The sequence below is a fragment of the Atopobiaceae bacterium genome (genome assembly GCA_022483015.1).
Lineage (GTDB): Bacteria > Actinomycetota > Coriobacteriia > Coriobacteriales > Atopobiaceae > JALCUE01.
In genome coordinates, this window is the sequence record JAKVOB010000001.1 from 611945 (window position 1) to 638587 (window position 26643).

Annotated in this window: 16 protein-coding genes, 1 tRNA gene and 1 pseudogene; 13 read left to right on the top strand and 5 right to left on the bottom strand. The window is 64.8% G+C overall.

The annotated features are described in order from the left end of the window. Positions 1 to 293: 293 nt before the first annotated feature. A complete protein-coding gene (locus tag LKE50_02675) occupies positions 294 to 563 on the bottom strand; it encodes a hypothetical protein (protein ID MCH3967526.1) in 270 nt (89 codons plus the stop codon). Between LKE50_02675 and LKE50_02680 the strand changes: the two genes are divergently transcribed. The 6 genes from LKE50_02680 to LKE50_02705 all read left to right on the top strand — a co-directional run bounded on the left by LKE50_02680 (position 556) and on the right by LKE50_02705 (position 13746). Next, a complete protein-coding gene (locus LKE50_02680; GenBank protein MCH3967527.1) occupies positions 556 to 11370 on the top strand; it encodes an InlB B-repeat-containing protein in 10815 nt (3604 codons plus the stop codon). The genes LKE50_02675 and LKE50_02680 overlap by 8 nt on opposite strands. 2 nt (positions 11371 to 11372) lie before the next feature. After that, positions 11373 to 11903: a hypothetical protein gene (locus LKE50_02685; protein MCH3967528.1), complete on the top strand. Its 531-nt coding sequence runs from the start codon at positions 11373 to 11375 to the stop codon at positions 11901 to 11903. Next, positions 11857 to 12036, top strand: a complete 180-nt coding sequence (locus LKE50_02690; protein MCH3967529.1) for a hypothetical protein — start codon at positions 11857 to 11859, stop codon at positions 12034 to 12036. Before LKE50_02685 ends, LKE50_02690 begins: the two co-directional genes overlap by 47 nt. A 179-nt stretch (positions 12037 to 12215) precedes the next feature. Continuing rightward, the gene (locus LKE50_02695) at positions 12216 to 12821 is read left to right on the top strand and encodes a TetR/AcrR family transcriptional regulator (protein ID MCH3967530.1); all 606 of its coding nucleotides are present in this window, start codon (positions 12216 to 12218) and stop codon (positions 12819 to 12821) included. Then, positions 12818 to 13312, top strand: coding sequence for a TIGR03987 family protein (locus LKE50_02700; GenBank protein MCH3967531.1), 495 nt, complete (start codon positions 12818 to 12820; stop codon positions 13310 to 13312). The genes LKE50_02695 and LKE50_02700 overlap by 4 nt, the downstream gene beginning before the upstream one ends. Before the next feature lie 2 nt (positions 13313 to 13314). Then, the gene (locus LKE50_02705) at positions 13315 to 13746 is read left to right on the top strand and encodes a DUF2871 domain-containing protein (protein ID MCH3967532.1); all 432 of its coding nucleotides are present in this window, start codon (positions 13315 to 13317) and stop codon (positions 13744 to 13746) included. A gap of 449 nt (positions 13747 to 14195) precedes the next feature. On the opposite strand, the gene LKE50_02710 is transcribed toward LKE50_02705, so the two are convergent. Beyond that, on the bottom strand, positions 14196 to 14606 hold the full coding sequence (locus tag LKE50_02710) for a hypothetical protein (GenBank protein ID MCH3967533.1): 411 nt from the start codon (positions 14604 to 14606) through the stop codon (positions 14196 to 14198). Then, positions 14603 to 15157 (bottom strand): hypothetical protein, encoded by a 555-nt coding sequence (locus LKE50_02715; protein MCH3967534.1) that lies wholly within the window; start codon positions 15155 to 15157, stop codon positions 14603 to 14605. Before LKE50_02715 ends, LKE50_02710 begins: the two co-directional genes overlap by 4 nt. 628 nt (positions 15158 to 15785) lie before the next feature. Between LKE50_02715 and dnaK the strand changes: the two are divergent. The 6 genes and pseudogenes from dnaK to LKE50_02745 all read left to right on the top strand — a co-directional run bounded on the left by dnaK (position 15786) and on the right by LKE50_02745 (position 23973). Continuing rightward, positions 15786 to 17658 (top strand): annotated as a pseudogene (gene dnaK / locus LKE50_02720) (molecular chaperone DnaK). 158 nt (positions 17659 to 17816) lie between these two features. After that, positions 17817 to 18701 carry a nucleotide exchange factor GrpE gene (locus tag LKE50_02725; protein MCH3967535.1) on the top strand — a complete coding sequence of 295 codons (885 nt, stop codon included), beginning with the start codon at positions 17817 to 17819 and terminating at the stop codon, positions 18699 to 18701. 79 nt (positions 18702 to 18780) lie between these two features. Continuing rightward, complete coding sequence (locus LKE50_02730) at positions 18781 to 19767, top strand: DnaJ domain-containing protein (GenBank protein MCH3967536.1); 987 nt, start codon at positions 18781 to 18783, stop codon at positions 19765 to 19767. A gap of 12 nt (positions 19768 to 19779) precedes the next feature. After that, positions 19780 to 20205: a helix-turn-helix transcriptional regulator gene (locus LKE50_02735; GenBank protein ID MCH3967537.1), complete on the top strand. Its 426-nt coding sequence runs from the start codon at positions 19780 to 19782 to the stop codon at positions 20203 to 20205. A gap of 339 nt (positions 20206 to 20544) precedes the next feature. Continuing rightward, positions 20545 to 23235, top strand: coding sequence for an ATP-dependent chaperone ClpB (gene clpB / locus LKE50_02740; GenBank protein ID MCH3967538.1), 2691 nt, complete (start codon positions 20545 to 20547; stop codon positions 23233 to 23235). Positions 23236 to 23502: 267 nt separating this feature from the next. Next, a complete protein-coding gene (locus tag LKE50_02745; protein MCH3967539.1) occupies positions 23503 to 23973 on the top strand; it encodes a hypothetical protein in 471 nt (156 codons plus the stop codon). Here the strand turns inward: LKE50_02745 and LKE50_02750 are convergent. Together LKE50_02750 and LKE50_02755 are read right to left on the bottom strand one after the other, a co-directional pair. Next, entirely contained in the window at positions 23970 to 25325 is a 1356-nt protein-coding gene (locus LKE50_02750) for a C39 family peptidase (protein MCH3967540.1), read from the bottom strand. The genes LKE50_02745 and LKE50_02750 overlap by 4 nt on opposite strands. Positions 25326 to 25454: 129 nt before the next feature. Further along, positions 25455 to 25531 (bottom strand) — tRNA-Arg (locus LKE50_02755). Positions 25532 to 25805: 274 nt separating this feature from the next. Between LKE50_02755 and LKE50_02760 the strand changes: the two genes are divergently transcribed. Further along, a complete protein-coding gene (locus LKE50_02760) occupies positions 25806 to 26612 on the top strand; it encodes a haloacid dehalogenase-like hydrolase (GenBank protein ID MCH3967541.1) in 807 nt (268 codons plus the stop codon). Positions 26613 to 26643 lie beyond the last annotated feature (31 nt).

The following is a 26643-nucleotide window of genomic DNA, read 5'->3' on the forward strand; positions in this document are numbered from 1 at the left end:
TTGCTTAGTAAATCGGTTCACTGGGTTGTGAATCTGATACCAGTTGTGAATATACTCTGAATGTTCTTCGAAAGGCGGAAAACCATTGCCAGGCGGAACTAAACGTGGTCGCAAGTGTTTATACTTGCATCAGGCTAAAGGTATGTCTTATAGATGGCATCCCGATGGCACGACGAAGTGTTCCTGTCGTCACGTGGGAGCGGTCGACAGGGTCATATACGGGTACTACGGCTGAGATTGGTGATGCAAGTGCTGAAGCGAACGGGAAGCAACTCAAGTTGGTTCGGGTCTGGTCACGAGGGTCTGAAGAAGGCCTTGACCGTGCTTGTCACGGTGACCATGGTCTCCTCCTCGGTCCCGACCGAGGCATTCAGCGCGGTCGCGTCTGCGACGACGGCAGCGACAAGCGCCGCGACGACGACAGCCACCACCACGGCGGCGTCGTCCGAGGACACGACGAAGTCTGACTCCGCTGCCACTTCGTCCTCAAGCTCAAGCTCAAGCTCTTCCGCGGAGGGGACGACGGATGCCGCCGGCTCCTCGACCTCTGCTGACGTGGACACCCAGATCGAACTCAGCCTCGATCTTGGGAATGCCTACATCACCTATCTCAATCAGAATATCTCGCTCCCGACCGATTCTGTGACCGTCCCGACCTCCAAGGCCTTCGACTTCTCCGTTACGGCGGACTCGGGCTATGAGGTCACGGCCGTGGAGACCGTCCTCGACGGTACGACCACCAAGCTCGTCCAGAAGGATGACGGCACCTACGAGGTCGACACCTCCGCCCTCGTCAAGGGGACGCAGATCAAGATCGAGACGGCTGCGGTTGCGAGCGACGAGGTCGACTCCTCCGCTGTTGCAATCACGGATTCCGCGTCGACGACGGATCAGGCATCGGAGGTCGGCACCGAAAGCCGTCCGGCCGTCGAGCTCTACGGCGAGGCCAACGGAACTACCGTGAAGGTAACTGCTCCTGAGGGCGCGCTCCCCGAGGGAGTGCAGCTTTCGGTAAGCCCCGCAAGTAGCCAGGCTGTTGAGAGCGCGATTACCAATACGGTCGAAGCGGAGGGAAAGACCCTTCAGGATTCGAATGCCCTTAATGTCACGCTTTTCGACAAGGACGGCAATGAGATTGAGCCTTCGGGCGACGTGAACGTCACCTTCTTCAATAGCAATGTCAATGGTGACGAGGTAAGCGTTTATCGTGTGGCCGATGATGCCTCGAGTGTCCAGGCTATCGGTACGCTCCAGGCTGACAACAGCATCCAGAGTTTCCAGACTGACCACTTCACAATATATGTCGTGACCGCAGAGGGCACGCCGCGCATCGCGACGTACAACTTCCTTGACGCCAGCGGCAGCACCCTGAGTTCACAGATGGTCAAGACCGGCGACACGCTGTATGAGCCAGAGGCTCCGGTCGTATCGGGAGAGGTCTTCAAGGGATGGTCCTCAGACGGGGGAAAGACCCTCTTCACCAACTTTGGCGTGCAGACCATTGATTCCACGGACACCATTAATCTCACTGCTGTCTATGACGAGACCTACTACGTATTCTTCAAGGACGGTACCGGCGATGACGCGCGTGTTGTCGCGACGCGCGAGGCTGTGGATGGCCAGACCGTAGACACCACGGGTGTCACGTTCCCTCTGGACCTTAACAAGGCGATCACTGGCTGGTATACGGATGCGGCTCTTACCAACAAGGTCGACTCTGTGACGATCGACAAGGCCAATGTCACGCTGTATCCCAAGGTCGAGACAGGCAATTGGGTTACCTATGAGTCCAACGGCGGCACGTTCATCTCGCCCCAGTTCATCCAGCCGGGCAGCACGGTATCGGAGCCTACGGCACCGGCGCGTTCCGGTTATACGTTCGATGGCTGGTACGACAACGAAGCCTGCACGGGTAGCGCGTACTCCTTTGGTTCTGAGCCGACGAGCGCCGTCACCCTTTATGCCAAGTGGACGCCGAAGGACGATACGAGTTACACCATCATCTATTGGACCGAGAACGCGAACGACGACGGCTACACCTATGAATCGTCGAGTACTGCGACAGGACAGACGGGCAGCACGGTCGCGCTGAGTGACGATCAGACGTCAACGAGCCATATCAACTCGTCCTACAACGCGTACTTCACGTACAAGAGCTGCGACAGTGGGGTTGTCATTAATGGTGATGGCTCGAGTGTCGTCAATGTCTACTTCTCAAGAAATGCGTATACGGTCACCTTCAATCTCGCGCAACAAGGGGGTTGGGGCAACAGCAATACGATGACCATCGGTGGTACTTCCTATTCCACCTGGGGCACGAGCTATTCGTTCACTGCCAAGTACGATTCCGATATCAGTGAGCTCTGGCCCACCGCCTCGAATTTCCAGTCCGGTAACCAGTTCTATGGATGGTCGATTCCGAACCAGAGCAGCACGGCCGTATCCAAGCGCCTGACCATGACGAGCGACCTCTGCTCGGCGAGTGGGCTGGACGTTACGGCAAACTATGGGACCACTTGCCTCGACCACCTGTATTACATGATTGAGAGCCTAGACCAGTCGAGCCCGGCAAACGGGAACAGCCGTATTCTCTACAGCGGTAAGTACTATGACAAGAGCACTGCTTACTCACAGGATGCAAATTCCCAGGGCCGCAATTGGGGACAGAAGGCAATCAGCGGGACGACTGCTGTCGGGACGACGCAGACCGTGCTTCAGAGCAGTGGAGGAGGATTTGGTGGGAGCACTCCTACCGAGAGGAACGTTTTCCTCTACTACAACCGTGACTCATATACGATTGACTTTCATAACAACGACGAGCTTGAGGAAAGCAAGACGCTCGTCTATGGTTCCGATATCTCGAATTTGAATCACACACCGGCAAAGCCTGCTGCCTACGGCGATTTGCCATACGAGTTCGAAGGTTGGTATACGACTGCCGACCTAGTTCAGAAGTATGACTGGACTGGGGCGACGATGCCCTCCAGCAACCTGGCTCTTTATGCCAAGTGGGTACTTCCTACCTATACTGTCACCTATTACACCGATATGAGCGGGGCAAATGGTGCTCAGACCATAAGTGATTTGCCTTATGGCTCAACTGTGAGCAAGGACTCACTCCCTGCTATTACTGTTCCCGATGGATATGAGTGGGTCGGGTGGGCCACGCGCTCTGGGAGCGAAGGGCACTATACCTATTCCCTCTATAGCTTCGATACGCAGCTGCAGTCCGACGAGACGCTCTATCCGTACTACATCCGTACTGGCCAGGTCGGAATCACTTACATGGCAAATGGCGGCTCAGGTACTACGACCGATTCCATGGGATATGCAGAGGGGAGTAGTGCCGAGGTCCTCGCCAACGGCTTCGCGGCTCCCGAGGGTAAGGTGTTCCTTGGCTGGAACACCGCTGCCGATGGTACGGGTACCACGTATTATCCTGGGTATGCCATTGAGATGGCGGACACGTCAATAACCCTTTATGCGCAGTGGGGAGATACGCCTCAGTCGACGACCCTGACTTATAACGCCAATGGTGGAACTGGCTCGAACGTAACCGTTGACCTTGCCAACAATGGTGCGGCGACCGTCACGGGCTGCTCGTTCGAGGCTCCCAAGAGCATGACGTTCCTTGGCTGGAACACTGCTTCCGATGGTTCTGGAACTAGCTATAAGGCCGGCGATGTCGTTCGCGTTGACGTGCTTACGCCGAACACGAATACGCTATATGCCCAGTGGGCAAAGCTAGATGCGTCTGACTACAACGCTACCTATGATGGCTTTGCTCATTCCGAGACCGCTTCGGTCGAGGCCAACAGCGCACTGGTTGCTGCTGGTTATTCCGTTGTATATAGCACTGACAATGTCAACTGGTCGAGTGAGGCCCCGAGTATCACTGATGTCGGGACAAAGACTATCTATGCAAAGGCGACGCAGACTGGTTACGCGGACATCACTACCAGTTATAAGCTCACGGTCACCGCGGCCCCGCTCAAGGTGACGACGCCCAGCACCAGCAAGGTCTACGACGGCTCCGCCCTCACGGCGGACGGCAAGCTCGAGGGCCTCGTCGCCCACGAGACGGCGACCTTCGCCACCACCGGCACGCAGACCGAGGTCGGCAAGTCGACCAACGCCTACACGCTCGCGTGGGACGGCACGGCCAAGCAGTCCAACTACCAGCTCACCGAGGACCTCGGCACCCTCGAGGTCACCACGGCCGACATCACCGACACGACCCGCTTCACGGTCTCGCAGCCGGCCGACGTCACCTACGACGGCGCCGAGCAGAAGCAGGCCGTCACGGTGGCCGACGCCACCACGGGCAAGGGCCTCGTGGAGGGCACCGACTACACGCTCTCCTACACCGAGGACGTGACCAACGTCGGCACCGTCACGGTGACCGTCACCGGCACCGGCGACTACGCCGGCACCACGGACCGCTCCTACAAGATCACCGCGGCCCCGCTCAAGGTGACGACGCCCAGCACCAGCAAGGTCTACGACGGCTCCGCCCTCACGGCGGACGGCAAGCTCGAGGGCCTCGTCGCCCACGAGACGGCGACCTTCGCCACCACCGGCACGCAGACCGAGGTCGGCAAGTCGACCAACGCCTACACGCTCGCGTGGGACGGCACGGCCAAGCAGTCCAACTACCAGCTCACCGAGGACCTCGGCACCCTCGAGGTCACCACGGCCGACATCACCGACACGACCCGCTTCACGGTCTCGCAGCCGGCCGACGTCACCTACGACGGCGCCGAGCAGAAGCAGGCCGTCACGGTGGCCGACGCCACCACGGGCAAGGGCCTCGTGGAGGGCACCGACTACACGCTCTCCTACACCGAGGACGTGACCAACGTCGGCACCGTCACGGTGACCGTCACCGGCACCGGCGACTACGCCGGCACCACGGACCGCTCCTACAAGATCACCGCGGCCCCGCTCAAGGTGACGACGCCCAGCACCAGCAAGGTCTACGACGGCTCCGCCCTCACGGCGGACGGCAAGCTCGAGGGCCTCGTCGCCCACGAGACGGCGACCTTCGCCACCACCGGCACGCAGACCGAGGTCGGCAAGTCGACCAACGCCTACACGCTCGCGTGGGACGGCACGGCCAAGCAGTCCAACTACCAGCTCACCGAGGACCTCGGCACCCTCGAGGTCACCACGGCCGACATCACCGACACGACCCGCTTCACGGTCTCGCAGCCGGCCGACGTCACCTACGACGGCGCCGAGCAGAAGCAGGCCGTCACGGTGGCCGACGCCACCACGGGCAAGGGCCTCGTGGAGGGCACCGACTACACGCTCTCCTACACCGAGGACGTGACCAACGTCGGCACCGTCACGGTGACCGTCACCGGCACCGGCGACTACGCCGGCACCACGGATCGCTCCTACAAGATCACCGCGGCCCCGCTCAAGGTGACGACGCCCAGCACCAGCAAGGTCTACGACGGCTCCGCCCTCACGGCGGACGGCAAGCTCGAGGGCCTCGTCGCCCACGAGACGGCGACCTTCGCCACCACCGGCACGCAGACCGAGGTCGGCAAGTCGACCAACGCCTACACGCTCGCGTGGGACGGCACGGCCAAGCAGTCCAACTACCAGCTCACCGAGGACCTCGGCACCCTCGAGGTCACCACGGCCGACATCACCGACACGACCCGCTTCACGGTCTCGCAGCCGGCCGACGTCACCTACGACGGCGCCGAGCAGAAGCAGGCCGTCACGGTGGCCGACGCCACCACGGGCAAGGGCCTCGTGGAGGGCACCGACTACACGCTCTCCTACACCGAGGACGTGACCAACGTCGGCACCGTCACGGTGACCGTCACCGGCACCGGCGACTACGCCGGCACCACGGACCGCTCCTACAAGATCACCGCGGCCCCGCTCAAGGTGACGACGCCCAGCACCAGCAAGGTCTACGACGGCTCCGCCCTCACGGCGGACGGCAAGCTCGAGGGCCTCGTCGCCCACGAGACGGCGACCTTCGCCACCACCGGCACGCAGACCGAGGTCGGCAAGTCGACCAACGCCTACACGCTCGCGTGGGACGGCACGGCCAAGCAGTCCAACTACCAGCTCACCGAGGACCTCGGCACCCTCGAGGTCACCACGGCCGACATCACCGACACGACCCGCTTCACGGTCTCGCAGCCGGCCGACGTCACCTACGACGGCGCCGAGCAGAAGCAGGCCGTCACGGTGGCCGACGCCACCACGGGCAAGGGCCTCGTGGAGGGCACCGACTACACGCTCTCCTACACCGAGGACGTGACCAACGTCGGCACCGTCACGGTGACCGTCACCGGCACCGGCGACTACGCCGGCACCACGGACCGCTCCTACAAGATCACCGCGGCCCCGCTCAAGGTGACGACGCCCAGCACCAGCAAGGTCTACGACGGCTCCGCCCTCACGGCGGACGGCAAGCTCGAGGGCCTCGTCGCCCACGAGACGGCGACCTTCGCCACCACCGGCACGCAGACCGAGGTCGGCAAGTCGACCAACGCCTACACGCTCGCGTGGGACGGCACGGCCAAGCAGTCCAACTACCAGCTCACCGAGGACCTCGGCACCCTCGAGGTCACCACGGCCGACATCACCGACACGACCCGCTTCACGGTCTCGCAGCCGGCCGACGTCACCTACGACGGCGCCGAGCAGAAGCAGGCCGTCACGGTGGCCGACGCCACCACGGGCAAGGGCCTCGTGGAGGGCACCGACTACACGCTCTCCTACACCGAGGACGTGACCAACGTCGGCACCGTCACGGTGACCGTCACCGGCACCGGCGACTACGCCGGCACCACGGACCGCTCCTACAAGATCACCGCGGCCCCGCTCAAGGTGACGACGCCCAGCACCAGCAAGGTCTACGACGGCTCCGCCCTCACGGCGGACGGCAAGCTCGAGGGCCTCGTCGCCCACGAGACGGCGACCTTCGCCACCACCGGCACGCAGACCGAGGTCGGCAAGTCGACCAACGCCTACACGCTCGCGTGGGACGGCACGGCCAAGCAGTCCAACTACCAGCTCACCGAGGACCTCGGCACCCTCGAGGTCACCACGGCTACGCTTACTATTTCTGCTAATAGCAGCGGCAAGATGCTTGGACAAGATGATCCTGCGCTTACATATTCATATACGGGTGCAGTCGACGGTGAGACTCCCGGTTTCACGGGCAATATTGAACGGGTGGCAGGCGAGGCTGCCGGGGATTATGCCATTAATGAAGGCACGCTCGGTGTTGTAGACAACGGTGCGTTCATTGCCTCTAACTATTCTGTGGTCTATGTCCCCGCGATGTTCTCCATTACTTCAGATGCGGGAGCTCTCGGCATAACGAAGCTGCTTACCAATCAAGGTACTGGTGCTGACGGCGCCTTTAAGGTCGGCGAGACTGCAACCTTTGTCATCACTGTCACCAATAACAGCGATTTCGACATTGTCGGCGCTGTAGTTAACGACGTTATTAGTAATGCCACTGGAACGGTTATGGTAAATCCGGGTAACGGTTACACGGTTTCTGGAACGGCTGCCACTGTCGCTGACCTCGCGCCAAAGGAGAGCATCGCCATTACTGCTTCCTACGAGGTTACCCAAGCAGACGTCGATGCTAATGCCGGTATTACTAACATTGCCACTGCGGAAGTCCCCGGCGGAGAGAATCCAACGCCAACTGATCCCGTACCAGTTCCGACCGACAAGCAACACCCCTCCTACACCACGGCCAAGACCGTCACCAACAAGGGCACCGGCGAGGACGGCGCCTTCAAGGCCGGCGAGACCGTCGACTTCGACATCACCGTCAAGAACACCGGCAACACGACCCTCACCGACACGCTCGTCTCCGACGACCTCGCCGGCGCGACGGTCGTCGCGGGTGACGGCTACGCCGTGAACGCCGACGGCACCGCCACGGTCTCCTCGATCGCGCCGAACACGTCCGCCATTGTCAAGGCCACCTACACGGTCACCCAGGCCGACATCGACGCGGGCACCGTCACCAACGCCGCCACCGTCACGCCGTCCGACCCCAAGGTCGACCCCGAGAAGCCGGACGTCGTCGTCCCGGTCGCCAAGCTGACCACCACCAAGGCGGTCACCTCCACCGGCACCGGCGAGGACGGCACCTACAAGGCCGGTGACGTCGTCACCTACGACATCACCGTCACCAACACCGGCAACACCGACCTCGCGGGCATCACCGTCTCCGACGAGATGTCCGACGGCGGCACCGCCGCGCTCTCCGACTCGGCCGCCTTCGACCTGGCCGCCGGCCAGACCAAGACCATCACGGCCACCTACACGGTGACCCAGGCCGACGTCGACGCCGGCACGACCGTCACCAACGTGGCCACCGCCACGTCCAAGGGCGGCACGACCGACCCGTCCGACCCCGCGCCCTTCACGCCCGAGGCCCAGAACAAGGCCTACACCACGGCCAAGACCGTCACCAACAAGGGCACCGGCGAGGACGGCGCCTTCAAGGCCGGCGAGACCGTCGACTTCGACATCACCGTCAAGAACACCGGCAACACGACCCTCACCGACACGCTCGTCTCCGACGACCTCGCCGGCGCGACGGTCGTCGCGGGTGACGGCTACGCCGTGAACGCCGACGGCACCGCCACGGTCTCCTCGATCGCGCCGAACACCTCCGCCATTGTCAAGGCCACCTACACGGTCACCCAGGCCGACATCGACGCGGGCACCGTCACCAACGCCGCCACCGTCACGCCGTCCGACCCCAAGGTCGACCCCGAGAAGCCGGACGTCGTCGTCCCGGTCGCCAAGCTGACCACCACCAAGGCGGTCACCTCCACCGGCACCGGCGAGGACGGCACCTACAAGGCCGGTGACGTCGTCACCTACGACATCACCGTCACCAACACCGGCAACACCGACCTCGCGGGCATCACCGTCTCCGACGAGATGTCCGACGGCGGCACCGCCGCGCTCTCCGACTCGGCCGCCTTCGACCTGGCCGCCGGCCAGACCAAGACCATCACGGCCACCTACACGGTGACCCAGGCCGACGTCGACGCCGGCACGACCGTCACCAACGTGGCCACCGCCACGTCCAAGGGCGGCACGACCGACCCGTCCGACCCCGCGCCCTTCACGCCCGAGGCCCAGAACAAGGCCTACACCACGGCCAAGACCGTCACCAACAAGGGCACCGGCGAGGACGGCGCCTTCAAGGCCGGCGAGACCGTCGACTTCGACATCACCGTCAAGAACACCGGCAACACGACCCTCACCGACACGCTCGTCTCCGACGACCTCGCCGGCGCGACGGTCGTCGCGGGTGACGGCTACGCCGTGAACGCCGACGGCACCGCCACGGTCTCCTCGATCGCGCCGAACACCTCCGCCGCCGTCAAGGCCACCTACACGGTCACCCAGGCCGACATCGACGCGGGCACCGTCACCAACGCCGCCACCGTCACGCCGTCCGACCCCAAGGTCGACCCCGAGAAGCCGGACGTCGTCGTCCCGGTCGCCAAGCTGACCACCACCAAGGCGGTCACCTCCACCGGCACCGGCGAGGACGGCACCTACAAGGCCGGTGACGTCGTCACCTACGACATCACCGTCACCAACACCGGCAACACCGACCTCGCGGGCATCACCGTCTCCGACGAGATGTCCGACGGCGGCACCGCCGCGCTCCCCGACTCGGCCGCCTTCGACCTGGCCGCCGGCCAGACCAAGACCATCACGGCCACCTACACGGTGACCCAGGCCGACGTCGACGCCGGCACGACCGTCACCAACGTGGCCACCGCCACGTCCAAGGGCGGCACGACCGACCCGTCCGACCCCGCGCCCTTCACGCCCGAGGCCCAGAACAAGGCCTACACCACGGCCAAGACCGTCACCAACAAGGGCACCGGCGAGGACGGCGCCTTCAAGGCCGGCGAGACCGTCGACTTCGACATCACCGTCAAGAACACCGGCAACACGACCCTCACCGACACGCTCGTCTCCGACGACCTCGCCGGCGCGACGGTCGTCGCGGGTGACGGCTACGCCGTGAACGCCGACGGCACCGCCACGGTCTCCTCGATCGCGCCGAACACCTCCGCCATTGTCAAGGCCACCTACACGGTCACCCAGGCCGACATCGACGCGGGCACCGTCACCAACGCCGCCACCGTCACGCCGTCCGACCCCAAGGTCGACCCCGAGAAGCCGGACGTCGTCGTCCCGGTCGCCAAGCTGACCACCACCAAGGCGGTCACCTCCACCGGCACCGGCGAGGACGGCACCTACAAGGCCGGTGACGTCGTCACCTACGACATCACCGTCACCAACACCGGCAACACCGACCTCGCGGGCATCACCGTCTCCGACGAGATGTCCAACGGCGGCACCGCCGCGCTCTCCGACTCGGCCGCCTTCGACCTGGCCGCCGGCCAGACCAAGACCATCACGGCCACCTACACGGTGACCCAGGCCGACGTCGACGCCGGCACGACCGTCACCAACGTGGCCACCGCCACGTCCAAGGGCGGCACGACCGACCCGTCCGACCCCGCGCCCTTCACGCCCGAGGCCCAGGCACCGTTGTTCACCTCTGAGAAGACGATTACGAGTACCCCGTCCAACGGCACCTCGTATGCCGCCGATGAGACAGTGACCTTCGACATCGTCGTGACCAATACGGGCAACACGACCCTCACGGGCGTCGCCGTCAAGGACGAGCTTGCGGGTGCCACGATCGTCGAGGGCACGGGCTACGCCGTGAACGCCGACGGCACCGCCACGGTCTCCTCGATCGCGCCGAACACCTCCGCCATTGTCAAGGCCACCTACACGGTCACCCAGGCCGACGTCGACGCCGGGAACCTCTCCAATGTGGCCACGGTGACAACTTCCAATCCCGGTACCGACCCGCAGAAGCCCACGACCCCGATTCCGACCACTCCGCCCACGACGCCTGTCGTGCCCGGACCGACGACCCCGACCAATACGACCACGACCACGACCACAACGGTTACCACTAACACGACGGTCAACACGGTCATCTACCCGGTCGCGACCGTTCTCCAGAACGTCTACCAGTCAGCAGTCGGCGAGGAGCCCACGCCTCTGGCAGCGCCCTCGACCGAGTCCATCGACGAGAACGGCACGCCTCTGGCCACCACCGCCGAGCCGGTCTGCTGGGTCCACTGGTACATCATGCTGGGCATGCTCGTGACCCTCGTCTACGGCCTGGTCGTCCTGTTCCGCCGCCGCCGCTACACCAAGGGCCTCAAGAACCGCGAGAAGCACGTCCTCCGCGAGGACGACGACCAGCAGGACAAGCAGGGCGAGAGCGCCCCGACCATCCCATCAGGAGCTGAGGCTTAGTCATGAAGAAGAGCAACTGGATCGTCTACGTCCTTCTCGTCCTCGTCTCGGCCTTCCTCCTGTGGCTCTGGTACTACCTGGGCTTCAACAAGGTGGACAGCCCGTTCGACCTGGTCCTCTCCATCGTCTGGTGGGTCGGCGTCGCGGCTCTCGTCTGGTTCACGTTCCGCTCCGAGAGGAGGCGCCAGGCGCAGATCCGCACCATCTACGTCTCGCCTGACGCCCTGTTCAACTCCGAGCGCGGCCTCGTGTCCTGCCCCGACCCGGAGCAGCGCGTGACCCTCATGGCCGACATCCTGGACAACCTCAAGTACGACTTCCACAAGGAGGACATGCCCGAGGAGAAGGACTTCGACTTCAGGTACGTGGTCCGCACGGAGGACTTCAAGGAGAAGGACTCAGAGGACGGCTCCGAGGCCACCACGTCCGACGCCGCACAGGCCGCGGGCGCCGAGGCCACTACTCAGACCGAGACCGTGTCGGCAGATGCCACCGAGGTCGTACCTCCCATTCCCCGTCACGGCCACGGCTGACGACGAGGACGAGGACAAGGACAAGTGGAAGGGCTCCGTCGTCAGGATCGACTGGGACGCCGAGGGCCACCAGACCAACGAGGAGAACGACTTCGACGGCAAGGAGCAGCTCGGTCAGCTCGTGCTGGCTTAAGCCCTCCTAGGAACCATTTTGTAAGGCGTATGAAGGGCCCCGAGGTGTTTCTCGGGGTCCTTTCTTTTTACCAGAAAGGGTTGGGCAACAGTTCTGTCATGTGCTGCTCGTCGACTAGCACTTCTCGGATGCCTATATTGAACAGTGTTCAGTTAACGGAGTCCAGCGCGAGGAGCCACATGGCGCGGAGACAGACCACAGACCCGGAGGTGCTTCTCGACACTGCCTACTCGATTGCGAGGGGCGAGGGACTTGGCGCGCTCTCCATCCGGAGGCTGGCTGCTGACTGCGGCGTCTCGGTGGGGACGGTCTACACCTACTTCCCCTCGAAGGGCGAGCTCGTGGCGGGCGTCATCGACCGCTTCTTCAGGGATGCCTTCTGCAGCGATTTTTGCGTCCCTAATGGGCATGAGGGCTATGTGGCGTTCTGCAGACGTCTCTCGGCGAGCATCGACGACGTGCTGAGGCAGTTCCGTACCGATTGGCTGGCGCAGATCGAGGCCCTGCCTGAGTCTGCTCGGGAGGCCTCGCGTGCACGGGAGGCCGAGGTACAGCAACACGTCATCGACCAGATGGCGCAGGTGCTAGAGGGAGACCGAGGCGTCTCGGTCGACTACGGGGGAAGCGCTGGCGCAGAGGCCATCTCGGCGTTGGTCTTCCACACGCTTGCGTCGTCACACGGGGACTTGGACCGGCAGGCGTTGTTTGCCCTTCTCGGCCAGGCACTCTACGGGGACGCATCATCATTCCAGAAGCTATCGAGCAAGGGGGAACCACACTTATGAGTTCACTTCTGATCGGCGCCATCACGGCCATCACCGCAGCGCTGGTGCTCTATACCATCGGCGTCTTCGGCGAGCGTCGGAGCGGCACGCTGAGCAAGCACAACGTGGTGCTGTTCTGGTGCGGCTTCGTGTGCGACACCACGGGGACCAGCATCATGACCGTGATCGCCCGGTCGGGGAGCGCGACGGGCTCCTCGCTGCATGCCATTTCGGGCGCCTTGGCCATCGTCCTCATGCTGGTGCATGCGGTGTGGGCCACGGTCGTCATCGTGCGGAACGACGAGCGAGGCCGCGCCAACTTCCATAGGTTCAGCATCGTGGTCTGGCTGTTCTGGCTCATTCCCTATGTCATCGGGATCCTGCTGGGAACTCCGGCCATCGGTGCGAGCGACATCGTTGCGACGTGCGTGGCCATCGTGGTCGTGGCGTGCGTGGCGGGCCTGCTCTGGCTGGGCGACCATAGGCGCGCGGCGTCGGGGGAGGAGCGGTAGCCATGAGGAAGTATCTGAACATCGCGCTGGGGTATGCCATCGCGGCGATGGTGGGCGGGGTCTTCTATCGTGAGTTCACCAAGTGGAACGGCTTCACCGGCGTGACGGCCCTGGGTAAGGTACACGTGCATCTGTTCCTGCTGGGGATGCTGGTCTTCCTGCTTGTAGCGCTCTTCTCCACCCGCGGAGACCTTGCGCGGCAGAAGACGTTCCGGGCCTTCATGGTGACGTACAACATCGGGGTGCCGCTGATGGCCGTCATGCTTGTGGTCCGTGGGGTCCCGCAGGTGCTGGGACTCACGCTCTCCGTGGGGGTCAATGGTGCCATATCGGGTATCGCCGGCGTGGCGCATATCCTGGTGGGAGTTGGGATCGTGCTGCTCATCGTCGCACTGAAGGCGAACGAGCGAGGGCTCGAGGCCGGGGTTCGCTGAGGATCGGTGCCAGGCGGATGGTGCGACCACGGATGCTGGGGAGCGGCGGCTGCCGCGGCATCGGGTGTCCTCTTCCGCTGCATCGCGCGGGCGTCGTTATGCTCGCGATGATCGGCGTCCGGTACGTGGAACCGGTGGTCGCGTAGGGGCGTGTGATTTCGGGCCGCGTGGGCTGAGCGAATCGGCGATTGCGCGAAGTCCTGTGGCGGCTGTGGACGGCGCGTCGAAAACCGCACCCAGATTCGAGGCGTCTGCCTGCAGGTATGTAGATGCCTCTTGAGCACCCGTCAAGGAACTTCTCGCAACCGAAAATCTCATCAGGAATCAGGCGACGGAATTACGCGCCTTGAATGGCAGGGGCCCAAATTCGCCTCACCTGTCAGGCGCCTCTATGATATGGGACCGTGATGCCGACCGCACCCTCTGGCTCGACGCCACCGCCTCATCGGCTATCCCAGTGTCCTTCTTAGAAGTAGCCTTCGAAGGTCGGTGCGCGCGGCGATGACCTTGGGCGTCGGTCTCCTGAGCTGCTTGCCGACACTCTTGGCGAGGACGTGCGCGAACGCCTCGAAGGTGTCCATGTCGTTTACCTGCTTGTTCGTGAGCGTAAGCACGGTGATGTTGCTGTAGTACAGCGCCCCACGCTTGGCGGCATCCTGCGCGATGCGGTCTGAGCCGGTATGCCATGCATCCGAGTCGTACTCGATGGCGACGCGCGCCTTCGGCCAGAGGAGGTCGCAGCGATGCCAGCCCTTATGTGACAGCGCGGACGCCTGCTCGCTGTTGTGGACGATGGCATTGAGCACAGGTAGCTCGAACCCATAGCCGCCAAGGCACAGCGGCAGGCAGAGGAGCATCATGCTGACAGTCTCGCGAGGGACTCCGATCCGTCGATGATCCACTGGAGCGCTCGCCGCGCCCGTTTGATGCCATGAAGGCCGCCCGCCTTCTTGAGATAACGCTCGAGCTTCCTTGAGGTGGTGATGGGGTTATGCGAGGTGAAGCCACCGTCGGCCCCGGGCATGATGGAGTAGCCCCCGCAGAGCTCAAGACCTGCGAGGACGAGTTCGCCGACCGAGGAATCCTGGGCGAGCTGGAGGAAGCAGTGCTCGGGCGAGGGGACCAGGAGGTCATCGCCCGCCGACATGAGGGATCCCACGGGAATATGGCTCTTCACCACCCTGCAGACGAGGTCCCTGCGGACGCGTCTGTCGGCTTCGGCGGGGACCAGAAGCGTGGTGGGGCTGCCAAGCTTGTCGAGCAGCTTGCGGTCCATGGCAGAGAGGCGCTCGAAGCCGGCATCGAACGTGGATGCAGAAGCGACTCGGGACGGCGTCGGCTCTGGCAGCTGGCCTGAGGAGACAAGGCGCCAGTACCAGCGCGCGGTGTCAAAGCCGATGGCGGCGGTCATTCCTGGCTCCTCTCGTATGGGGCCTTGTGGTGGGTCAGACTTACGATCTGCTGGGGTGGACATCATCCCATGCCTCTCTTACGTACGACGCGCTGGGGTTCCTGTGGCTACCGAAGGGTCAATAATCGATGGCGAGCGGCTTGGCAGGGGGAGCGGCGACGCTCGTGTGATTTCGGGCCGCGCGGGCTGAGCGAATCGGCGATTGCGCGAAGTTCTGCGGCGGCTGTGGACGGCGCGTCGAAACCGCACCCAGATTCGAGGCGTCTGCCTGCAGGTATGTAGATGCCCCATGAGCACCCGCGAAGGAACTTCTCGCAACCGAAAATCTCATCAGGAATCGGGCGACGGAATTACACGTGCCGTCTCGGGTCATGTGGCTTAGACGCAAGATTCTACTGACGGGTGTGCCGTTGGGGACATAGGTCCCCAACGAAGCCTCCAAACGGGCATAAGGCGGGCCGCTGCCAGGCGCCGCAATCTCCCCTCAAATGTGGAAATGAGAAAACCTACTACATTCACACTTAGGTTTTGTATATCATGAGCGCTCAGTGGTTATATACAGACCAGTCACTAACGTCAGACCACGCGTGCCGCCGGCATGCGGGAGCGCGCAAGGAAAGGAATCGCAATGGGCAACAAGATTCTGGGCATCGACCTCGGCACCACCAACTCCGCCATGGCCGTCCTCGAGGGCGGCGAGCCTACCATCATCGTGAACGCCGAGGGCGACCGCACCACGCCGTCCGTCGTGGGCTTCCGCGCCGACGGCGACCGCATCGTCGGCAAGGCAGCCAAGAACCAGGCCGTCACCAACCCCACCAACACCGTCTTCTCGATCAAGCGCTTCATGGGCCGCAAGATCGACGAGGTCGAGTCCGAGCTCAAGACCGTCCCGTACGACGTCGTCGGCGGCAAGGACAACCGCGCCGTCGTCAAGATCTCGGGCGAGGACTTCACGCCCGAGCAGATCAGCGCCATGATCCTCTCCAAGATGAAGGCCGACGCCGAGAAGTACCTCGGCGAGCCCGTCACGGATGCGGTCATCACCGTCCCTGCCTACTTCAACGACTCCCAGCGTCAGGCCACCAAGGACGCCGGCAAGATCGCGGGCCTCAACGTCGAGCGTATCGTCAACGAGCCCACGGCTGCCGCGCTTGCCTACGGCCTGGACAAGAAGGGCATCGAGCAGAAGGTCCTGGTCTTCGACCTGGGCGGCGGCACGTTCGACGTCTCCCTGCTCGACCTCGCTGACGGCGTCTTCGAGGTCCTCGCCACCAACGGCGACAACCACCTGGGCGGCGACGACTGGGACCAGCGCGTCATCGACTGGATGGCCGACAAGTTCCAGAAGGACAACGGCATCGACCTGCGCAAGGACCCCATGGCCCTGCAGCGCCTGAAGGAGGCCGCCGAGAACGCCAAGAAGGAGCTCTCCAGCGCCCAGCAGGCCCAGATCAACCTGCCGTTCATCACCGCCGATGCCTCCGGCCCCAAGCACCTCGACTACACGCTCACGCGTGCCGAGTTCGAGAAGATCACGCGTGACCTTCTCGACCGCTGCAAGGCCCCTGTCACCAAGGCGCTCCACGACGCCAACATGCAGATCTCTGACGTCTCCGAGGTCATCCTCGTCGGCGGCTCGAGCCGCATGCCCGCCGTGCAGGACCTCGTGAAGTCCATCACCGGCAAGCAGCCCAACATGTCCGTCAACCCCGACGAGGTCGTCGCCGACGGCGCGGCCGTCCAGGGCGGCGTCCTCACGGGCGACGTCGACGGCATCCTGCTCCTCGACGTCACGCCGCTGTCGCTTGGTGTCGAGACCATGGGCGGCGTCATGACCAAGATGATCGATCGCAACACCACCATCCCGACGTCCAAGACCGACGTCTACTCCACCGCGGCCGACAACCAGACCTCGGTCGAGATCAACGTCCTCCAGGGCGAGCGCGAGATGGCCACGGACAACAAGAGCCTCGGCAAGTTCCAGCTCACCGGAATCCCAGCAGCACGCCGCGGCACGCCCAAGATCGAGGTCTCCTTCGACATCGACGCCAACGGCATCGTGAAGGTCTCCGCCAAGGACCTCGGCACCGGCAAGCAGCAGCAGATCACCATCTCTGGCTCCACCGCGCTGTCTGACGACGAGGTCGACCGCATGGTCAAGGACGCCGAGGGCCACGCCGAGGAGGACAAGAAGCGCAAGGACGAGATCGAGGTCCGCAACCAGACCGACTCCCTGGCCTACTCCACCGAGCAGACCGTCAAGGAGCTCGGCGACAAGGTCCCCGCAGACCAGAAGAAGGCTGCCGAGGATGCCGTGGCCGAGGCCAAGAAGGCCCTCGACGGCACCGACGTCGACGCCATCAAGGCCGCCTGGCGACAAGCTCCAGGAGGTCGGCCACAAGCTTGCCGAGGTCGTCTACTCGCAGGCCCAGTCCGACGCTGCCACGGGTGACGCAGGGCGCTGCCGGTGCCGCAGGTGCGGCCACGGGCTCCGCTGACGACGTGGTCGACGCCGACTACGAGGTCGTGGACGACGACAAGGACGAGAAGAAGAACGACTAGCTGATAAGGGATGACGCACATGTCTGCAAAGGGCATGTCGAACAAGGCCCGCAGGGGGGCGCAGCATGCCCCCCGGAGCCGGAAGGACAATGACGTGAAGGTTGACATCGAGGTCGACGGCGACGGCGCACCCGCAAAGGGCGCCCACGCCCAGGCTGCAAGCGCGAGTGCCCAGGCTGCACCCAAGCCGGCAGCATCTGCCGCCAACGCCGCCACGGCTGCTTCCGCGGGTGCCAAGCCGCAGGCAAAGGCTGCGGATGAGACTCCAGAGCAGGCGCACCAGCGCATGGTTGACGCGGCCATCAAGGCCGGCGAGCAGGCTGCTGACGACGACCTGGCACAGGACGTGAAGGCCCTGCGCACCGAGCGTGACGACCTCTCGCGCAAGCTCACCGATGCCGCTGACGAGCTCGAGGCCGCGAAGGCCGAGGCTGCCGACGCGACGGACCGAGTGACCCGTCTCCAGGCCGACTGGGACAACTACCGTAGGCGCACCGCGCAGGAGCGTCTTGACGAGCAGGCCCGTGCGGCCGAGAAGCTCGTCTCGTCCCTCCTTCCCGTGATCGACGACCTCGAGCGTGCCATCGCGCATGCCCAGGGCAACGCCGAGAAGGACGCGAACCTGCAGCAGTTCGCCGACGGCGTCGAGGCCGTGCGCGTGAAGCTCGTGGGCGTCCTCGAGCATGAGGGCGTCGAGGCGATCGACCCTGCCGGCGAGCCGTTCCAGCCGCTCGAGCACCAGGCCGTTGGCCGCGTCGACGACTCGTCCGTCTATGACGAGACGGTCCACGACGTGTACCAGAAGGGATATCGCATGGGCGGCAAGGTGATCCGGCCGGCCATGGTCACGGTCACGTACGGTGGCGAGAAGCGTCCCGCCCCGGCAGACGACGCGGCAGATGCCACGTCGAGCCCCGGCACGGAAGGCGGCGCGCCCGCCGACGAGGGCACCTCCCAGCCGGAGGATGCCACCAAGTAGCAAGGGCTGCGCGCCCGGGCCCGCAAAGGTCCGGGCGCAGCGCTTATCATAAGAACAGAGAGGGGGTGGCATGACCACCATGCCAGACAAGAAGAACTACTACGACGTCCTTGGGGTCAAGCGCGACGCCACCCAGGACCAGATCAAGAAGGCGTTCCGCAAGCTGGCGGTCAAGTACCATCCTGACGCCGGCGGCGACGAGAAGAAGTTCAAGGAGATCAGCGAGGCCTACGAGACGCTCTCCGACGAGAAGAAGCGCAAGGACTACGACCAGCTGCTGATGTTCGGGGGCATCCCCGGGGCCGAGTACGGTGGCTCCGGCGGGCGCGACCGCGGCTACACCACCTACACCACCAACGTGGGCGGCAACGCCGACTTCTCGGACATATTCGACAGCATGCGCTCCGGCGACGGGGCCTTCGGCGGCTTCGACTTCTCGAGCATCTTCGGCGGCCAGCCTCGTGCCCAGGCGCGCACCCAGCGGCCGAGCAAGGGCGGGGACCTCTCGATGTCCATCGACGTCTCGGCTGACGAGGCGTTCCGCGGCGTCACGCGCAAGGTCACCTTCCGCATCCCCTCGACCGGCGAGGAGCAGACGCTCACCGTCAAGGTCCCCGCGGGTGCCGTCGATGGCGGCAAGCTCCGCTACCGCGGTCGCGGCGAGTATGGCCAGGCCGGTGCGCCCCGCGGCGACCTCGTCATCACCACGCACGTCGCCGAGCATCCCATCTTCAAGCGGGACGGTGCCGACGTCCGCATGGAGCTGCCCATCAGCACCTATGAGGCCGCGCTCGGTGCCACCGTCGACGTCCCCACGCCGTCGGGTACCACGGTCCGCCTCAAGGTCCCGGCCGGCACGCAGGACGGCAAGACGTTCCGCTTCCGCGAGATGGGTGCGCCCAACGTCAAGCGCAAGGGCTCGGTGGGGGCGCTTCTCGTCAAGGTCCGGGTCAAGGTGCCGACGCGCCTCACGGCCAAGGAGCACGACGCCCTGAAGACGTTGCGCGACACGGACGAGCGCGACTATCGCTCCGACATCGAACGCTACGCAGGCACGAAGGCCTAAGGGGGAGACGACATGTCGCCAGAGGGAACCGACGGCCGTAACAAGCCGCTCTACATGATCAGCGTCGCCGCCGAGCTCACGGGCATGCACCCGCAGACCCTCCGTGTCTACGAGCAGAAGGGTCTGGTGAACCCCGGGCGTTCGCGCGGCAACACGCGCCTGTACTCCCAGGCTGACATCGAGCGCCTCAACCTCATCAGCAAGCTCACCGACGAGGGCATCAACCTGGCAGGCGTGGTGCGCATCATCGACATGCGCGAGCGCGCCGACGAGCGCGACCGAGAGATCGACGAGCTCCGCCACCGCGTGCGCGAGCTCGAGGACGAGGTCCACGAGATGCGCATGCGCGAGAGGATCACGGCGCTCGCTCCCTATGACGGCTCAAGTCCCGAGAAGGTCATGCGTGGCCTCCTGGGTGGCAGCGTCGAGGACAAGTAGGTCGCTATGGGCCCGCAGGCTGCAGCATCATCGCGGCCTGCGGCCTGCTGCGCCTCTCCGGTTTCGGTGACGTGCGACCCGAACCGGCTTCCATAGGTCTGCCATGACTTCCCAGCTCAAGTGCCCTGCGAGCGATATCGCGCCGCAGGTGTGCCAGTCCCTCCTCTCTGGTTCCTCCGCCGCGCGACTCGCACATTCCCGTTGCTGTACCCCTGCGTCAGCAGCAGTGAGGAAATCTACCATATAGACACTTAGATGTGCATACTCCCCCTGCTTGCGGGGAACAAAGTAACCAGACAAACGCATGCTCAGCCAGACTCCGGAAAGGAGCGTACACATATGAGACTAGACAAGATGGCCGTCACGGCGCAGGAGGCGCTCCAGGCGTCCGTCGGCATCGCCGAGGACGCCCAGGCCGGCTCCGTCGAGCCGATCCACCTGCTCAAGGCCCTTCTCGACTCAGGCGAGCGCAACCTCGCCCAGATCATCGAGCGCGTGGGGGCCGACCCCAAGGCCATTCTCGAGCAGGTCGACGCGACCATGGCCAAGGCACCCAAGGTCCAGGGCGACGCAAGCCAGATGGGCCTCTCCAACGAGCTCGTCCACGTGATCGACGCCGCCGAGAAGGTCGCCGACAAGATGGAGGATGCCTATGTCACCAGCGAGCACCTGCTCTGCGCGCTCGCGTCTGACAAGGGCGACGCCGGCCGTTGCCTCAACGACGCCGGTGTCACGGCCAAGCGCGTCGAGGAGGCCTACGCCGAGCTCCGCGGCGATGACCGCGTGACCGAGAAGGACAGCAAGGCCGAGTTCAAGGCCCTCGAGAAGTACGGCCGTAACGTGACCGACCTGGCACGTCAGGGCAAGCTCGACCCGGTCATCGGCCGTGTGGAGGAGATCCGCCGCACCATCCAGGTCCTCAGCCGCCGCACCAAGAACAACCCCGTGCTCATCGGCGAGCCCGGCGTGGGCAAGACCGCCATCGTCGAGGGCCTGGCCGAGCGCATCGTGGCTGGTGACGTTCCCTCCACCCTGCGCGACAAGGAGCTCATCGAGCTCGACATGGGTGCGCTCGTGGCCGGTGCCAAGTATCGCGGCGAGTTCGAGGACCGTCTCAAGAGCGTGCTCAAGGAGATCCAGAAGTCGGACGGCCGCGTGATCCTGTTCATCGACGAGCTGCATACCATCGTGGGCGCCGGCGCTACCGAGGGCTCCATGGATGCCAGCAACATCCTTAAGCCGGCCCTCGCGCGCGGCGAGCTCCATGCCATCGGTGCGACCACGCTCGACGAGTACCGCAAATATATAGAGAAGGACGCCGCGCTCGCGAGGCGCTTCCAGACCGTGCTGGTCTCGGAGCCGTCCGTCGAGGACACCATCTCGATCCTGCGCGGCCTCAAGGAGAAGTACGAGCAGCACCACCGCGTGCGCATCGCCGATGCCGCGCTCGTCTCGGCCGCCGACCTCTCCAACCGCTACATCTCCGACCGCTTCCTTCCCGACAAGGCCATCGACCTCGTGGACGAGGCCGCCAGCCGCCTGCGCATGGAGCTCGACTCCATGCCGGCCGACATCGACGCCCAGGACCGCAAGGTCACGCAGATGCAGATCGAGGAGCAGGCCCTCATGAAGGAGGACGACGTCGCCTCGAAGGAGCGCCTCGTCGCCCTGCGCAAGGACATCGCCGTCGCGCGCGAGAAGCTCGACGGCATGAAGGCCGGATGGCAGAACGAGAAGGATGCCATCGACCACGTGCAGGACCTCAAGGGCAAGATGGAGGACGCCAAGGGCGCCGAGGAGCGCGCGACCCGCGAGGGAGACCTCGCGCACGCCTCGGAGCTGCGCTATTCCACCATCCCGGCGCTGCAACAGGAGTACGAGACGGCCGAGTCGGCGCTCGCCGCCAAGCAGGACGACGGCGGGATCCTGAAGGAGGAGGTCACCTCCGAGGAGATCGCCGAGGTCGTCTCGAGCTGGACCGGCGTGCCCGTCGCGAAGATGATGCAGGGCGAGATGGACAAGCTCAAGAACCTCGAGGCCGAGCTCCATAAGCGCGTGGTCGGCCAGGACGAGGCCGTGTCCGCCGTGGCCGCCGCCGTGCGCCGCAGCCGTGCGGGCCTGTCCGACCCCAACCGTCCCATCGGCAGCTTCTTCTTCCTGGGCCCCACCGGCGTGGGCAAGACCGAGCTCGCGAAGGCGTTGGCAGAGTGCCTGTTCGACGACGAGCGCGCGCTCGTGCGCATCGACATGTCCGAGTACATGGAGAAGTTCAGCGTGCAGCGCCTCATCGGCGCGCCCCCGGGATACGTGGGCTACGACGAGGGCGGCCAGCTCACCGAGGCCGTGCGCCGCAGGCCCTACAGCGTGATCCTGCTCGACGAGATGGAGAAGGCCCATCCGGACGTCTTCAACGTGCTGCTCCAGGTGCTCGATGACGGCCGCCTCACCGACGGCCAGGGTCGCGTGGTGAGCTTCAAGAACACGATCATCATCATGACCAGCAACGTCGGCAGCCAGTTCATCGCCGGCGCCAACGCCAGCACCGACCCCAAGGAGGTCCAGCGCCAGGTCAACGAGGCGCTGCGCTCCACGTTCAAGCCCGAGTTCCTCAACAGGATCGACGACGTGGTGGTCTTCCACGCCCTCGACCTCGCCGACATCGAGAGGATCGTGGACATCCAGCTCGCCGACGTCCGCGAGCGCCTGGGTCGTGAGCGCATCACGCTCGAGCTCACGGATGCCGCGGTGCAGTCGCTGGCCTTGGACGGCCTCGACCCGGTCTACGGCGCCAGGCCGCTCAAGCGACTCATCCAGCGCCAGGTCGTGGACAACGTCGCCAACCTCATCATCGACGGGACGCTCAGCGAGGGCGACACCGTGCGGGTGGACGTGGGCGACGACGACCGCCTGTTCGCGGCGCGCGATGCCGAGGCAAGCGAGAGGAGCCAGCAGGCTGCGGCGGACGCCGTGGCCGAGGTGGCCGGCACCGCCGAGAATGACGAGCCGGTCGAGCCGGACTCTGTCGAATAGGGTGGTCCTGGTCGACCTGCGGTGTGGGGGTGCAGCCCCTGCTTCCCAGCTCGCGTCCGTGCGCCGAAGTGCGGCGCTGCGGATCGTTCGCTTGGGAAGCAGGGGATGCGCCCTTCCCATGCCGAGCCGTTCCCTTGGTGGCGGAAGGGCAAGAGCAAGGACGAATCTGCGATGGACCCGTTCCCCTCCCTGATAGAACACATGTTCTATTCATGTCCTGACCCTCTCGTACCATGGGCCTATTGACGGCCACGGCAGGGAGGTCCCATGAAGGAGAACGACCAGTCCGGAACGCAAGCGCGCAGCTGCTGGACACATGACGGGGGAGGGCTGGTCTACCAGCGGCTTCCCCAGGACGACGCATCAGGCGAGCTCGTGGAGGTCTCAATGGCCCTCGTGGCTCCCGCGGCTGGCAGCCTCGTGCTGGCTCGCAGCCCTGACCTCGTCATCGCCGAGGTCACCCGAGGGTCGCTCACACGGTCGCTCTTCGGCAGCACGACGTACGACCATGCCATCGTGGTCGGGTCACAGGCCCTGGCGGGCCTGTTCGCCTCCCACCGGTCCGTGCGCGTCGACCAGACGTTGCAAGACCAGCTCACATGGTTCTTCTCGGGAGGGGAGGCCCGCCTGTCCGACCTCATGGACCTGCTTGATGCGGCACGGGTCCCCTATGGCTATCGTGCCTGCACGGACACCGGTCTGGTGTCGTGGCGTCCGCCGTCCCCGAGCGGGCCCTAACCCGAATACGAGATCGCGTACATGGCCACGGTGTCGTCGATGATGGTGCCCGGCGCCCAGGGCTGGGCCGTGTTCTCGGTCGAGTTGGGGTCATGCAGGGTCACGGAGCCATCGCTGTTGAGCGCCGTCACGAGCATGATGTGGCCCACCTCGGTGAACCGGCTCCCGGCCTTCACCGACACGATCACGACCTTGCCCTCCGAGAGCGCGTTCGTGAGGGCGTCCGTGCTCACGGTCAGGGTCTCCGAGGTGAGGCCGAGGTCGTCGAGACCAGAGGTGAAGAGCTCGCTCGACGTCGCCCCGTCGACCACGTAGCCATGGTCGGCCGAGTACTTCGCCATGTCCGCCGGGGTCTTGTCGGTCTTGCCGGTGAGCCCCATGTAGGCCATCGAGAGTGAGGTGGGGCCACATCCGCTGAGGCCCAGGGGCAGGTCCGCATACGACACGTATCCCCAGCGCTCGTCCCACTGATAGAGCTCGGGATAGGTGCCCTTGGTCACGTTCTCGGTGTAGGTCTGGCCGGTCGTGTCGGTACCCCAGTGGTCGAGGAAGTCATAGACGTACTGCACGGCGGCGGGCTCCTTGAGCGCGAGCTTCAGGAGCTTCTCGTAGGGGTAGTCCGCGGCGTGCTCGGAGATCCACGCCAGCTGGTCATCCTGGTCGAGACGCGCCGAGAGGCTCGCCGACACGTCCTCGTCGATGCCCGTCGCCACGCGGGAGGTGGTGGCTGCTGCGTCGGTGGTGGATGCCGCCGTATCGGCGGTGCTGGCAGCGGTGGTCGCATCAGTGCTGCCCGAGCTGCACCCGCGGATGCAGTTCGACAGGCCGACGACCACCATGAGCAGCACGATGATGGCAACGGAGACCTTCACGATGGAGACGCCGTCGCCCTGCCCGGCCGCACGGACGGTCCGCTTGCCTGCCGAGGCAGCCTTGCGGGCCGTGTGACGTGCGATCCGTGTTGCCCGTTCGACGTCGATGCCGTTGCCGCCTGCGCGGTGCGTGCCGTGCCCCTCCGAGGACGGCCTGGCCGCCGCTGGTCCCCTCTGGGCGTGGTGCGAGAAGGACGTGTGGCCAGCGCGCTGATCACGACCGTCGTGGCGGTCGTCGGGACGCGGACCCTGCGGTGCCGGCCTGCGGCTGGGATGGCCGTCCTGACGCTGGTCCGTGGCATTCACGGAACGGCTCGGGCGGGTCGCGGCGTCGGACGTGGCCTGATGATGTGCCGCGGTCTCGCCCTCTGTCGCCGAGTCGGCGTGAGGCCCCGTCTGGCCGGCGGAGGGTGCCACATGTCCCGTGGGTAGCTTGACGGAGCGGGTCTCGCGACGGCTGCGCTCTGGGTCTTCGCTCATGGTCCCTGGGTCCTCCTCGGTTCGCTTGTCGCATCGCAGGTGCTGCTCTGAACACGGAAGCCTGGATGGGAGCGGACGCTTGCGGGCCTATAGAGAACGAGGGCCCCGAAGGGCCCTCGTCAAGTTATCTGGTGCGCCGTATAGGATTCGAACCTATGACGTTCTGATTCGTAGTCAGACCCTCTATCCAGCTGAGGTAACGGCGCGTGGTGTCAATAATCGCTTCATGCCTGCCGAATGTCAAGCGCGAAGCGGCAAAACCCGCAAGAGTCTTGCACATCGCGGGCGACATCGTGGCTGGCAGGCGACGTGATGACCCTCTCGAGCGCGATATGCCTGGTACGTCTTGACCATCATCCCTGGGCCATGTCAGCGGATTCGTTCTGGTCCTACCGGCCCCCTCGTACAAAGGCTATAATGTGCGACACAATACCAACAATTGCAACGGGCCGACATGCCCGCATGCGGGAGGCAGCAGCTGTGGCCGCGGAGCAAGGAACCACCCCATCTGAGCACGAGGGCGCCAGCGCCCCGACGCCATCAACGCCCGCATCGGCCACAGCGCCAACGGCACCCGCAAACGCCACGCCAGCCGCCGCCAGCGGCTCGGTCGGTGCGCGTCCGGCCCGCCTGGCCGTCTTCGACTACGACGGGACGTCCATCAACGGGCAGTCCGGCGGGCTCTTCTCGGTCTACCTCTTCCGGCACGGCCTGCTTCCCCTCCATACGGCCGTGCGCCTGGGCTGGTGGGGTGCGCGCTACCTCTTCCATCTTCCCCATCGTCAGGACGAGGCCCGCGAGCTGGTCTTCGCCCGTCTCGGCCAGCTTGACCCCGACCGCGTGGTCGCGATCATGAACGACTTCCACGACGAGTACCTCATTCCTCGCTACCGAGACGCGGCGCTCGCCGAGGTCCGCCGTCGCCACGACGAGGGCTGCGTCACCTTGCTCGTCTCGGCCACCTTCTGGAGCATCGCGCGAATGGCCGCCGAGCACATGGGAATGGACGGCTTCGTCGCCACCAAGATGACCACGGATGCGACCGGCCACTACAACGGTGACGTCGAGGGCGAGGTCATCCAAGGCCCCGAGAAGATTCGTGCGGTCCGCGCCTGGGCCGACGAGCGCTTCGGGACGGGCGGCTGGACCATCGCCTATGCCTATGGCGACCATCATTCCGACGAGGAGCTGCTCTCGGCGGCAGGGGAGGCGTTCGCGGTGTGCCCCGGCCAGACGCTCGAGCGCATCGCCAAGCGGCAGGGCTGGAAGATTCTGGACTGGCAGTAGGAGACGTCCCTGCATGTGCGGCACACCCAGA